The following is an 11,941-nucleotide window of genomic DNA, read 5'->3' on the forward strand; positions in this document are numbered from 1 at the left end:
GCGTAACAATCAGCCAGGAGAAACGAGGGAGAGCAGGCTCCCCCGTATCGATCAGTGCAGCGCAGCAGTGAAAGCACTCGCCACGATCAAACTCAGGACAATAACGGTCGTAACCAGCGAAAACTTAAGATCGGTACTCATCAATTTTTCTCCTTTTAATCACCCCATGAAGAGTGAGCTTGCTCATTTTTACACAGTTCACAGCAAAAATCTTGCGGGTTTTAGGTGGATTACCGTTTTTGTTCTTCCCCTTTTGGTCAAGATCAGCCAAAATTCCACGCTAAATTTATTAGCGTACCGGCCATTGACCCCCTCCTGACGTCCTGTGTCGTTTTCCCGGCGTACCGCAATTCAAATTGCGCAATTAGGGCGAGTGAAGGCAAACGTTTACCTATTGGTTTTTCAGGAGCTTAGATATGGTCTGGAGTGACATCTGATGGCAACAATTAAAGACGTGGCGAAACGCGCAAACGTTTCCACTACAACCGTATCACATGTGATTAACAAAACGCGCTTTGTCGCGGAAGAGACGCGCAACAACGTCTGGGCGGCGATTAAAGAGCTGCACTATTCTCCAAGCGCCGTGGCCCGCAGCCTGAAAGTGAATCACACCAAGACAATCGGCTTACTGGCGACCAGCAGCGAAGCGCCCTATTTTGCTGAAATTATTGAAGCCGTAGAGAAGAATTGCTTCCAGAAAGGCTACACCCTGATTCTGGGCAACGCCTGGAACAGCCTCGAGAAACAGCGGGCCTATCTGTCGATGATGGCGCAAAAGCGCGTTGATGGCCTGCTGGTGATGTGTTCCGAATACCCGGAATCGCTGCTCAATATGCTGGAGGAGTATCGCAATATTCCGATGGTGGTGATGGACTGGGGCGAAGCCAAAGCCGACTTTACCGACTCGGTAATCGATAACGCCTTTGAAGGCGGGTATATGGCCGGTCGGTATCTGATCGAACGCGGCCACCGCGAAATTGGCGTGATTCCAGGGCCGCTGGAGCGCAACACCGGCGCCGGTCGACTGGCAGGCTTTATGAAAGCGATGGAAGAGACGCTGATCACTGTGCCGGAAAACTGGATTGTGCAGGGCGACTTTGAGCCGGAATCCGGCTACCGCGCGATGCAGCAGATCCTCTCCCAGAGCCCGCGTCCGACGGCGATATTCTGCGGCGGGGATATTATGGCGATGGGCGCGCTGTGCGCCGCCGACGAAATGGGCCTGCGCGTCCCGCAGGATATTTCGCTGATCGGCTATGATAACGTGCGCAACGCGCGCTTCTTTACGCCGGCGCTGACCACCATCCACCAGCCGAAAGATTCGCTGGGGGAGACGGCCTTCAATATGTTGCTGGATCGTATTGTCAGCAAGCGCGAAGAGTCACACTCCATTGAAGTGCATCCGCGTCTGATCGAACGCCGCTCGGTCGCGGATGGTCCTTTCCGCGACTACCGCCGTTAATCCTCCCCGGGAGCCAGCCCCTCTGGCTCCCGCAGCCATTCCTTATTCATCGTTTCGCTATCGCCGAGATACGCCAGCAGCCACGCCAGGGCCGGAGAGATATCGTTTTGCTGCCAGGTCAGGCAGCAGGCGGCATCCGGGAAGGGATTTTCCAGCGACAGCGCCACCCACTTGCCACTGTCAATCCACGGTCGGGCGACGTGCGCCGGTACCATCCCCACGCACAGTCCGGCAGAGAGACAGGACGCTGACGACTCCCAGTCCGGGGTCACGATCCGCCGCTGATTATCCAGCAGCCAGGTGATGCGCTTCGGCAACGAACGTGAGGTATCTTCCCGCACCAGCGATGGCCAGTTGCGCAAAGTATCATCGCTGAGCGGCCCTGCCATCGCGGCCAGCGGATGGTGGCTGGCCACCACGCAGTTCCAGCTCAGGGTGCCCATATCGCGAAACGCATAGCGCCCCCCTACCGGGATAGCCTGGGTCGCACCGATCGCCATCTCGACCCTGCCGTCCGCCAGCGCATCCCAGACGCCATTGAAGACCTCCTGGGACACCCGCAGCTCCACGTCAGAAAAGTGACGATAGAAATCAACGATCATCTGCCGGGTGCGCTCGGGGCGCACAATATTATCCACCGCAATCGACAGATGGCCTCGCCAGCCGTTGGCAATCTGCTGACACTGTTCTCGGGTGATCTGCATTTTTTTGATAACAGATCGCCCCTCCTTGAGAAACCACACCCCGGCGGGCGTCAGCTCCACATCCCGGTGACGCCGTTCAAACAGCGGCACCGCCAGCCACTCCTCCAGCTGACGCACCGTATAGCTGATGGCAGAAGGCACCCGGTGCAGCTCCTGCGCTGCACCGCTAAAACTGCCGTTGCGCGCGACGGCATCCACCACTTCTAGAGAATATTCTGACCACATTTTCTGCCTGCAAAATTTTTGAATGCAACAGCCAAATATTAGCGTTTCACAAGCCGGATTGCACTGCCTACACTCTGCGGCAATGACACCTGCACCTATAACGGAGAATAAACACAGTGATACCTGGGAAAGGATTTTTAGTCTGGCTTGCCGGGCTGAGCGTGCTCGGCTTCCTGGCAACTGACATGTACCTGCCCGCTTTTGCGGTCATGCAGGAAGATTTGCAAACCCCGGCGGCGGCCATCAGCGCCAGCCTGAGCCTGTTCCTGGCAGGCTTTGCCTTTGCGCAACTGCTGTGGGGACCGCTGTCCGATCGCTTCGGACGCAAACCGATTCTGCTGGCCGGGCTGGCCATTTTTGCCCTCGGCTGTCTGGGGATGCTGTGGGTCCGCGAAGCGACCTGGCTGCTGGTGCTGCGCTTTATTCAGGCGGTCGGGGTGTGCGCTGCGGCGGTCACCTGGCAGGCGCTGGTAACCGATTACTATCCGGCCTCGCGCGTTAACCGCATCTTCGCCACCATTATGCCGCTGGTCGGGCTTTCTCCGGCGCTGGCGCCGCTGCTCGGCAGCTGGATCCTCGCCCATTTTGACTGGCAGTCAATTTTTGCCGTGCTGTTCGTTATCGCCCTGGTGCTGATGATCCCGGCCTTTAGCCTGAAGCCTGCGACGGCGAAAGCGCCCGCAGAATCTCGCGTCACCTTTTTATCGCTGCTGCGCTCACGTGTTTATAGCGGTAACGTGCTGATCTACGCCGCCTGTTCGGCAAGCTTCTTCGCCTGGCTGACCGGCTCGCCGTTTATCCTCAGCGAAATGGGCTATAGCCCGGCCGCAATCGGCCTCAGCTACGTGCCGCAAACCATCGCCTTCCTGATTGGCGGTTACGGCTGTCGCGCCGCGCTGCAAAAATGGCAAGGACCTCAGATGCTGCCGTGGCTGCTGGGCCTGTATGCGCTCAGCGTCATCGCAACCTGGGCGGTTGGGTTTATCCCGGGCGTGGGTCTGGCTCCGCTGCTGGTGCCTTTCTGCCTGATGGCGGTGGCCAACGGCGCGATCTACCCAATTGTGGTGGCGCAGGCCCTGCGTCCCTTCCCGCAGGCCACCGGCAGCGCGGCGGCTCTGCAGAACACCCTGCAGCTGGGTCTGTGTTTCCTGGCGAGCCTGCTGGTCTCGTGGCTGATCGCCACCCCGCTGCTGACCACCACCAGCGTGATGCTGGTCACCGTGGTGCTGTCTGTGATGGGCTATCGGATGCAGTACGTTCGCGCCCGCCAGCAGCAGGACGATCTCAGCGCAGAATCCTCGCGTGCCTGATGACACCGACTCTGTCATTAGCGTGCTAACCTTCTGGTGTTGAATCACGCTTTTTTCAGGCCTATACTTATTTGTGCGTTCTAATAAATACGATAAGTATTAGGCATTAACGGGAGCAGGAACGCTCCCGTTTCTCCATGGATGGCCTTTCGGCAAGGGTAATCTCCCTTCCTCTGTTCTACGTCGGATATTAGCCTCGCGGGTCATCCCCGTGAGATTTCTCACAGCCCTTATCCCGGGGGTTATGATCACAGCAAGTGATGGAGAAGCTATGAGTTCATCGTGTATAGACGAAGTCAGTTTTCGCAACGACAGCTGGTTCAGGATAGTGAATGAAATGCTGACCCGGGCGGGCATTACCGTCAACGGTCCGGCAGCGTCCGATCTGCAGGTCAAACATCCCGACTTTTTTAAACGCATTATGCAGGAAGGTTCCCTCGGCCTTGGCGAGAGCTATATGGACGGCTGGTGGGAGTGCGAACGGCTGGATATTTTTTTCAATAAGGTCCTGCGGGCCGGACTGGAAAATCAGCTTCCCAGCCACCTGAAAGACACCCTGCGTATTGCCACCGCCCGCCTGTTCAACCTGCAAAATAAAAAACGCGCCTGGATTGTTGGCAAGGAGCATTACGATCTTGGCAACGATCTGTTCAGCCGCATGCTTGACCCAACGATGCAATACTCCTGCGGCTACTGGAAACAGGCCGAAAGCCTGGAACAGGCGCAGCAGGATAAACTGCGGCTGATCGGCGAGAAACTGCAGCTCCAGCCCGGCATGCGGGTGCTGGATATTGGCTGCGGCTGGGGTGGGCTGGCGCATTTTTTAGCCAGGCACTATGGCGTCAGCGTGGTGGGTGTGACAATTTCGGCGGAACAGCAAAAAATGGCCCAGTCTCGCTGTCGCGACCTGGATGTCACCATTTTACTGCAGGACTATCGCGATCTTGACGATCAGTTCGACCGGATTGTCTCCGTGGGAATGTTTGAGCACGTGGGGCCAAAAAACTACCCGACCTACTTTAACGTCGTCGATCGCAACCTCAAGCCGGACGGTCTTTTTCTGCTGCACACTATTGGTTCGCAAAAAACCGACCATCGTGTCGATCCATGGATCGACAAATACATCTTTCCGAATGGCTGTTTACCCTCCGTTCGCCAGATAGCGAACGCCAGTGAAGCGCATTTTGTGATGGAAGACTGGCATAACTTTGGCGCGGATTACGACACCACCCTGATGGCGTGGCATTCGCGTTTCCTCGCCAGTTGGCCGGAGATCGCAGACAACTATTCTGAACGATTCAAACGGATGTTCAGCTATTACCTGAATGCGTGTGCCGGTGCGTTTCGTGCGCGGGATATTCATCTGTGGCAGGTGGTTTTCAGCCGCGGGGTGGAGAACGGTTTGCGGGTGGCGCGCTAAAAAAACACCCCGGGAAACCGGGGTGTTTTTTATTATTCGATATCGAGCGCTTGTTGGATGGCGGCCTCTTTTGCCGCCAGCACGCGCTCAACGGTATCCACTACCGCCTGGGTCTGGGGATCGATCTCAATATTGACCCGATGCCCCAGTTTTTTCGCCCCCAGCGTCGTGCGCTGCAGCGTCTCAGGGATCAGGTGCACGCAGAAGCGGGTTGGCGTCACTTCACCCACGGTCAGGCTGATGCCGTCCACGCCGATAAAGCCTTTATACAGGATGTACTTCAGTAATAACGGATCCTGAACCTTAAACCAGATTTGGCGGTTATTTTCCGAGGTCAGGATTTTGGAAATTTCAGCGGTGGTCATAATATGACCGGACATTAAATGCCCGCCAATTTCATCGCTGAACTTTGCCGCGCGCTCAACGTTAACGTCGTCACCCACCACCAGCTCACCAAGGTTAGTGATACGCAGCGTCTCTTTCATTAAATCAAAGCTAATCAGGTTGCCGTTAATTTCGGTAACCGTCAGGCAACAACCGTTATGTGCAACCGAAGCACCCGTTTCCAGGCCATCGAGCATATACTCCGGCAGGGCCACAATATGGGTGCGGAAGTTCGGTTTTTCATCAATGGACACCAGTTTCGCGGTGCCCTGCACAATACCAGTAAACATGCTTACCACTCCTGTTTGTTCCTTCGGTGCTGACACCGTTTAATCGCACCACAATAACAGTTGAAAATAGAGGTTGCCAGCACACTACCTTTTCTGGCGATTTTTTCACTAGATAATTAACCATTCCCCGCTACAATAGCTGGAATTCCCCGCATCTTCTTCTTGCTGCTTTTCGCAGCGGCTTTTTATTCTCTCAAATAACAACAAGATCAAAGGTGTTCACGTGCAGAAGTACATCAGTGAAGCGCGTCAGTTATTAGCTCTGGCAATCCCGGTGATCCTCGCGCAAATCGCCCAAACCTCAATGGGATTCGTTGATACCGTCATGGCCGGGGGTTACAGCGCCACCGACATGGCCGCCGTCGCTATCGGCACCTCTATCTGGCTGCCGGCTATTTTATTTGGTCACGGTCTGCTGCTGGCCTTAACCCCGGTGGTTGCCCAGCTTAACGGCTCCGGACGCCGGGAGCGCATTGCCCACCAGATCCGTCAGGGCTTCTGGCTGGCCGGTTTTGTTTCAGTGTTAATCATGATTGTGCTGTGGAACGCGGGCTATATTATTCACGCCATGCGCAATATTGACCCCATGCTTGCGGATAAAGCCGTCGGCTATTTACGCGCCCTGCTGTGGGGGACCCCGGGATATTTATTCTTCCAGGTAGCACGTAATCAGTGCGAAGGTCTGGCGAAAACCAAACCGGGTATGGTGATGGGTTTTATCGGGCTGCTGGTCAATATTCCGGTGAACTACATCTTTATTTACGGTCACTTTGGCATGCCGGAGCTGGGCGGCGTTGGCTGCGGCGTGGCGACGGCTGCAGTGTACTGGGTGATGTTCTTCAGCATGCTCTCCTACGTGAAGCGCGCCCGGTCGATGCACGATATTCGTAATGAGCCCGGATTCAGCAAGCCGGATATGGCGGTAGTTAAGCGCCTGGTACAGCTGGGCCTGCCGATTGCGCTGGCGCTGTTCTTTGAAGTCACCCTGTTCGCCGTGGTCGCCCTGCTGGTGTCCCCGCTGGGCATCATCGACGTAGCCGGGCACCAGATTGCCCTTAACTTCAGCTCGCTGATGTTCGTTCTGCCGCTGTCGCTCGCCGCTTCCGTGACCATTCGCGTCGGGTATCGCCTCGGTCAGGGCTCAACGCTGGAGGCACAAACTTCAGCGCGTACCGGGATAGCCGTGGGGATCGGCATGGCGATGTGTACCGCCCTGTTCACTATCACCCTGCGCGAGCAGATTGCGCTGCTGTATAACGACAGCCCGGAAGTGGTGATCCTGGCCTCGCACCTGATGCTGCTGGCGGCGATTTATCAGATCTCCGACTCCATCCAGGTGGTCGGCAGCGGCGTGCTGCGCGGCTATAAAGACACGCGGTCGATTTTCTTTATTACGTTCATCGCCTACTGGGTACTGGGTCTGCCGAGCGGCTATATCCTGGCGCTTACCGATCTGGTGGTCGACCGGATGGGCCCGGCCGGGTTCTGGATTGGCTTTATTATCGGCTTAACCTCTGCGGCGATCATGATGATGCTGCGGATGCGCTTCCTGCAGCGCCAGCCTTCAAGTGTGATTTTGCAACGCGCTGCTCGCTAATTACTCACCGGCCGCCTGCGGGCGGCTACTTTCTCTTCACTTTGCGCGGGAATGAAGCAATCGCGTGAAATCTGAAAGAAAAATGCAGTTTACCTCTTGCCTGATGCGGCCACTGCCGCTAATATTCGACCCCGTTGTCACACACAACATTGCGTTCATAGCTCAGTTGGTTAGAGCACCACCTTGACATGGTGGGGGTCGTTGGTTCGAGTCCAATTGAACGCACCATTCTCTACAGTGCGTCCGTAGCTCAGTTGGTTAGAGCACCACCTTGACATGGTGGGGGTCGGTGGTTCGAGTCCACTCGGACGCACCATTTCAGTTATTCCTCAGTACCTTCTCTTAGTTCAAAGTCCAAATCTTAGTCTGTTTTTCACCCGTGCTGTTTACGCTTCTCGCATTCCATGCTGATGTCGCAGACAAACAGAACACCGGTCAGTCTCCGGGTTAAACGTCTTATATTGACGCTGGCAGCAACGGCAGGTGAGTTGTGTCCAGGGAAAACGCAGGACCTGGTTTTCATCTACCCGCTTTTCAATATCAATGGCCTGCACGGGACACACCGCAGCACAGCTCGCACAGCCGATACACAATGACGACGTGAACGTCAGCGCCCCCTCTGTCAGTTGCAGCGCCTTTTGGGTACAGACACGGGTGCAGGCGCCGCAGGCGATGCATTGCGACCGATCCAGCGCCAGCTGATATTCGCTGATGGCAGACAATGCCTGACGACGGGCCTGTCGCCCGGTCGAAACAGTACCTGACTGCACGTCCACTTCACTGGCCTTCAGAAAGTGTCGACGCTCAGCATTGATCGCCTTTTGCGGCGGCGGCAGGATCTGCCAGACCGGGGCATTCAATTCCCGTAGCCAGAGGTTTAATGCGGCTACGGCGCGCACCCAGCCGGGATGGGTCTCCATGTCCAGCGCCACAGCCCGGATGCCATGCTGGTGATGCCACATCAATAGCTCTTCAACGGAGGGTGCCAGCGTCGAAAACGGTGCCACTAAGGTGAAGGCAATATAACGGCGCGTTTCAGGCCGCAGGTTTTGCAGTGCATCCGTCGGACAGACAAACAAGCATTGGCCGCACCGAAGGCACGCATCCTGATCAATGGTCGGCGTCGTTGCCGTAGGGACAATGGCGTTGACCGGGCACGCCGCCACACATGCCCGGCAGTCGTGGCGGGGAAACTGTTTGCATAAGCAGGAGCCCCCCACACCGGGCGGCGCAAGGGGCTGGGTCAGGCGAAATAACGCCATCAGTTAATGCAGAAAAATATAAAGCGGAACAGCACTTCAGCCAGCACCAGCAGCAGACTGCCGATCATCAACCCGGCCTTCCCCTGACGCCACGCGCTCACCACAAACAGCAGTGCGCCGAGTACGGACACGACCCAGCTAAACACGCGCAGACCGCTGAACTGATGGAACGCGTCCAGCGGCTGGTGAGGTAAGGTAACGACACCGCTCAGGCTGGCGTTTGCCAGATTCTGCATATAGTCCGGTTGAGCCAGCAGACGAATCGCAACAATCGCAGCCACCAGCATCCCGGCGAAACGCAGCACCGACTGGCGCGCACTGGCCACGGCGTGTGATTTGAGCATCGGCAGCCACACCAGCGCCACCGCACCCAGCACGCCAACGGCGCCATAAAACATCAGCCAGGTATTAAGATGGCTCCAGGTTATGACCGACGTATGCGCATAAATCGCACTCATGCACCAGACATCCACCAGGCCCAGCACGGTCGCAATCGGGAGTAAGCCCGCTATCAGCTGGTTTTTAACCAGCATGATCAGTGTACACAGTCCCAATACCGCCAGATAGATACTGGCAAAGACGATTTCACGGCTCAGCCACGAGCTGGCGACGTGGCGCAGCGCATTAAAGGCGTTCAGCGGATAGCCGAGGTGCAGCGTAGAAACAATCAGCCCCAGGCCGCCCGCCACGCAGGCGGTAAGCATCACCGGCAACAGCTGGCGCTTAACCTGCGGAATGCGCGACGCGGGACGGGCGGATAGCGTCAGGAATAACGTCATTCCCACGGAGCCTTGTACCAGCAGGGTAAAGATCAGTAGCGGTAATTCATGCATGCGGGAGTTCCTCTTTTTCCGCACCCTGATGCGCTTTAATCACCAGGTTGGGATGCGTAATGGCCGAATCCGGTAAGCCCTGCACGTCACAGAGGTTGCCGTATTTAGCGCGCAGTTCGTCAATCGGACCGAACTTAATCGCCCCTAGCGGACAGGTTGCAACGCAAATCGGCTGTTCGCCTTTCGCCTGCAAATCGATGCAGAAATCGCACTTTGACATCTGCCCGGCTTCCTCATTCATCTGCGGCGCACCGTAAGGACACGACCAGGCGCAATAGCCGCAGCCGACGCATTTGGTGGTATCGACGCGTACAATGCCGTCTCCCGGACGCTTGTGCATCGCCGTGGTCGGGCAGTTTTTGGTGCATATCGGATCGGCGCAGTGGTTGCAGGAGATCGACAGCGTGTAGGCGTACACATTATGGGTCACGCCCCCCAGCCCGGTCGGCATAAATCCACCGCCTTTCACTTCATAGACGCGGCGAAAACGCTGTCCGACGTCCAGATTGTGCTTGTCTTTACAGGCCACCTGGCAGGCTTTGCACCCGGAGCAACGCGACGAGTCGATGAAAAAGCCAAGCTGCTTGTCATTGACCGGTGGGTATTCCTTATACTGCTGCGTCATACTTTGCGACCTCCACAAGCATGGTTTGATGAGAATTGCCTTTCGCAAGTGGCGTAATACGCGCGGAACTCAGTACGTTTGCACACCCGCCGTGGTCAACCCCCTCGGCATCCGGCTGCCACCAGGCCCCTGCCTGCATGGCGACAACGCCCGGCATAATGCGTACCGTGACCTCCGCAGGCAACTGGCAGATACCACGCTGGTTATGAATGCGCACCCTATCCCCCTGGCGGATCCCGCGTTTTTGCGCATCGAGTGGGTTGATCCATAGCTTTTGCACCTGCACTTCCTGCAGCCAGGGGTTGGCATACTGGGTGGAGTTCGCGCGGTTTTTACCTTTCCAGGTGATCAGCTGCAGCGGGAACTGCTGCGCGAGCGCATCTTCCGGGCCTTCGTGGGCCGGGACGTAATGCGACAGAGCAGGAATTTCCGGGTTGTTCATGTCGTACAGGCGCTTTGAGAAAATCTCAATTTTTCCGGATGGCGTCGGGAACGGATGATTCTGCGGATCGCGGATGTTGTCCTCAAACGCCACGTACGGCTTGCTCTTAAACAGATGCTTACGTGTTTTCAGCAGCTCAGAGAAGGTCGGCAGATGTTCATCCGGCATCGACAGGCGAGTCTGCTCCCAGATATGTTCAATCCATTGCTGCTCGGTACGGCCCTCACTGAACTGTGGCTCAATACCCAGTTTCGCGGCCACTTCACGCTGCCAGTCATAGTCAGAGCGGCGTTCAAACTCCGGCTCAATCAGCTTTTCGGATAGCACCAGGTAGTTTGCCGTTCCCCAGGTTTCACCGATGTTCCAGCGTTCCATAAAGCTGGTTTCCGGCAACAGCAGATCCGCGTAGCGGGCGCTTGGGGTCATGTAGAGATCGCTGACGACGATAAACTCAATGCGGGACTCGTCCTCCAGCACCCTCACCGCCTGGTGCAAATCCGGGTTCTGGTTTGCCAGGTAGTTACCCGCCAGTGAAAACAGGATCCGGATATTACTTTTTAAGTTATCCGCCCCTTTCAGCCCCTGTTCCGGCGTGACCTTGCTGGCATCCTCGGCGGCCTGCACCCAGTTCATGATCGAGATACTTTCTTTTACCGGGTTATCCGGCATGTCCGGGCCTGTGGCAAATTTACGGTTGGCGCTACCGCCGTAACCGGCTGCCCAGCCGCCTTTAATTCCCACGTTGCCGGTGAGGGTCGCCAGTAACGTCGAACCACGGGCGGTACGCTCACCACAGTTATGTCGCTGCGGACCCCATCCCTGAATCAACGCCGCTGGTTTGGTGTTGGCGTAATCCCGCGCCAGCTGGCGAATGGTTTGTGCCGGGACATGGGTGATTTTTTCAGCCCACTCAGGCGTTTTGACCTGACCGTCTTTGTCGCCCATCAGATAGGCCACCAGCGACTCGTTAGCAGGCACGCCTTCTGGCATGGAAGCTTCGTCAAAGCCGAGGGTATAGCTGTCAATAAAGGCTTTGTCATGCAGATTTTCACTGACGATGACGTACATCATCGCATCCATCAGCGCATTGTCGGTCGAGGGCAAAAGCGGGATCCATTCATCGGCCAGCGAGGCCACGGTATCGGAATAGCGCGGATCGACCACGATAAAGCGCGTGCCGTTTTGCTTCATCTGCTGAAAATAGTGGTTGCTGTGACCAAAAATGGTTTCGGTCGGGTTGTGCCCCCACAGGATCACCAGCTTCGTCTCGGCCAGCGTATCCAGCGAGTTACCGCTGGCGACCGCACCATAGGTGTACGGGGTAGCGGCGGCGGTGTTGCCCATGCTCACAGAGTGGTAATACTCCAGATATCCCCCGGTGAGATTG

Annotated in this window: 11 protein-coding genes and 2 tRNA genes; 6 read left to right on the plus strand and 7 right to left on the minus strand. The window is 56.6% G+C overall.

Annotation, left to right across the window (positions count from 1 at the left end):
- Positions 1-51 precede the first annotated feature (51 nt).
- On the minus strand, positions 52-141 hold the full coding sequence (locus tag ACRDD5_RS10210; protein WP_271269819.1) for a cytochrome bd-I oxidase subunit CydH: 90 nt from the start codon (positions 139-141) through the stop codon (positions 52-54).
- A 295-nt stretch (positions 142-436) separates the two neighbouring features.
- Here ACRDD5_RS10210 and purR point away from each other — a divergent pair, with 295 nt between their 5' ends.
- Positions 437-1,462 (plus strand): HTH-type transcriptional repressor PurR, encoded by a 1,026-nt coding sequence (gene purR, locus ACRDD5_RS10215; protein ID WP_438676686.1) that lies wholly within the window; start codon positions 437-439, stop codon positions 1,460-1,462.
- Here purR and punR read toward each other — a convergent pair.
- The gene (punR, locus tag ACRDD5_RS10220; protein ID WP_271283771.1) at positions 1,459-2,391 is read right to left on the minus strand and encodes a DNA-binding transcriptional activator PunR; all 933 of its coding nucleotides are present in this window, start codon (positions 2,389-2,391) and stop codon (positions 1,459-1,461) included. The two genes, purR and punR, sit on opposite strands and share 4 nt — an antisense overlap.
- A 116-nt stretch (positions 2,392-2,507) precedes the next feature.
- Between punR and punC the strand changes: the two genes are divergently transcribed.
- Positions 2,508-3,701: a purine nucleoside transporter PunC gene (gene punC, locus ACRDD5_RS10225; RefSeq protein WP_438676687.1), complete on the plus strand. Its 1,194-nt coding sequence runs from the start codon at positions 2,508-2,510 to the stop codon at positions 3,699-3,701.
- A 271-nt stretch (positions 3,702-3,972) separates the two neighbouring features.
- Positions 3,973-5,121, plus strand: a complete 1,149-nt coding sequence (cfa, locus tag ACRDD5_RS10230) for a cyclopropane fatty acyl phospholipid synthase (RefSeq protein ID WP_438676688.1) — start codon at positions 3,973-3,975, stop codon at positions 5,119-5,121.
- A 32-nt stretch (positions 5,122-5,153) separates the two neighbouring features.
- On the opposite strand, the gene ACRDD5_RS10235 is transcribed toward cfa, so the two are convergent.
- On the minus strand, positions 5,154-5,795 hold the full coding sequence (locus ACRDD5_RS10235) for a riboflavin synthase subunit alpha (protein ID WP_271283774.1): 642 nt from the start codon (positions 5,793-5,795) through the stop codon (positions 5,154-5,156).
- A 223-nt stretch (positions 5,796-6,018) separates the two neighbouring features.
- On the opposite strand from ACRDD5_RS10235, the gene mdtK reads away from it, so the two are divergent.
- From mdtK to ACRDD5_RS10250, 3 genes are all read left to right on the plus strand, one after another.
- Positions 6,019-7,392, plus strand: a complete 1,374-nt coding sequence (gene mdtK, locus ACRDD5_RS10240; protein ID WP_438676689.1) for an MdtK family multidrug efflux MATE transporter — start codon at positions 6,019-6,021, stop codon at positions 7,390-7,392.
- Between the two features lie 151 nt (positions 7,393-7,543).
- Positions 7,544-7,620, plus strand: a tRNA-Val gene (locus tag ACRDD5_RS10245).
- 11 nt (positions 7,621-7,631) lie between these two features.
- A tRNA-Val gene (locus ACRDD5_RS10250) sits at positions 7,632-7,708 on the plus strand.
- A gap of 70 nt (positions 7,709-7,778) precedes the next feature.
- On the opposite strand, the gene ACRDD5_RS10255 is transcribed toward ACRDD5_RS10250, so the two are convergent.
- The 4 genes from ACRDD5_RS10255 to ACRDD5_RS10270 all read right to left on the minus strand — a co-directional run.
- A complete protein-coding gene (locus ACRDD5_RS10255; protein WP_438676693.1) occupies positions 7,779-8,534 on the minus strand; it encodes a 4Fe-4S binding protein in 756 nt (251 codons plus the stop codon).
- A 119-nt stretch (positions 8,535-8,653) separates the two neighbouring features.
- Entirely contained in the window at positions 8,654-9,487 is an 834-nt protein-coding gene (locus ACRDD5_RS10260) for a dimethyl sulfoxide reductase anchor subunit family protein (protein WP_438676690.1), read from the minus strand.
- Positions 9,480-10,112, minus strand: a complete 633-nt coding sequence (locus ACRDD5_RS10265) for a DMSO/selenate family reductase complex B subunit (protein ID WP_438676691.1) — start codon at positions 10,110-10,112, stop codon at positions 9,480-9,482. The genes ACRDD5_RS10260 and ACRDD5_RS10265 overlap by 8 nt, the downstream gene beginning before the upstream one ends.
- On the minus strand, positions 10,096-11,941 hold a 1,846-nt coding region (locus ACRDD5_RS10270; protein WP_438676692.1), incomplete at its 5' end, for a DMSO/selenate family reductase complex A subunit. The genes ACRDD5_RS10270 and ACRDD5_RS10265, both read right to left, overlap by 17 nt.

This window comes from Silvania sp. (assembly GCF_051656365.1).
GTDB lineage: Bacteria > Pseudomonadota > Gammaproteobacteria > Enterobacterales > Enterobacteriaceae > Enterobacter > Enterobacter hatchlandensis.

Bases quoted from the DNA above. Each gene is read 5' to 3' on its own strand.
- ACRDD5_RS10210 (WP_271269819.1), bottom strand. From the start codon at position 141: ATGAGTACCGATCTTAAGTTTTCGCTGGTTACGACCGTTATTGTCCTG.
- purR (WP_438676686.1), top strand. From the start codon at position 437: ATGGCAACAATTAAAGACGTGGCGAAACGCGCAAACGTTTCCACTACA.
- punR (WP_271283771.1), bottom strand. From the start codon at position 2,391: ATGTGGTCAGAATATTCTCTAGAAGTGGTGGATGCCGTCGCGCGCAAC.
- cfa (WP_438676688.1), top strand. From the start codon at position 3,973: ATGAGTTCATCGTGTATAGACGAAGTCAGTTTTCGCAACGACAGCTGG.
- ACRDD5_RS10235 (WP_271283774.1), bottom strand. From the start codon at position 5,795: ATGTTTACTGGTATTGTGCAGGGCACCGCGAAACTGGTGTCCATTGAT.
- ACRDD5_RS10260 (WP_438676690.1), bottom strand. From the start codon at position 9,487: ATGCATGAATTACCGCTACTGATCTTTACCCTGCTGGTACAAGGCTCC.
- ACRDD5_RS10265 (WP_438676691.1), bottom strand. From the start codon at position 10,112: ATGACGCAGCAGTATAAGGAATACCCACCGGTCAATGACAAGCAGCTT.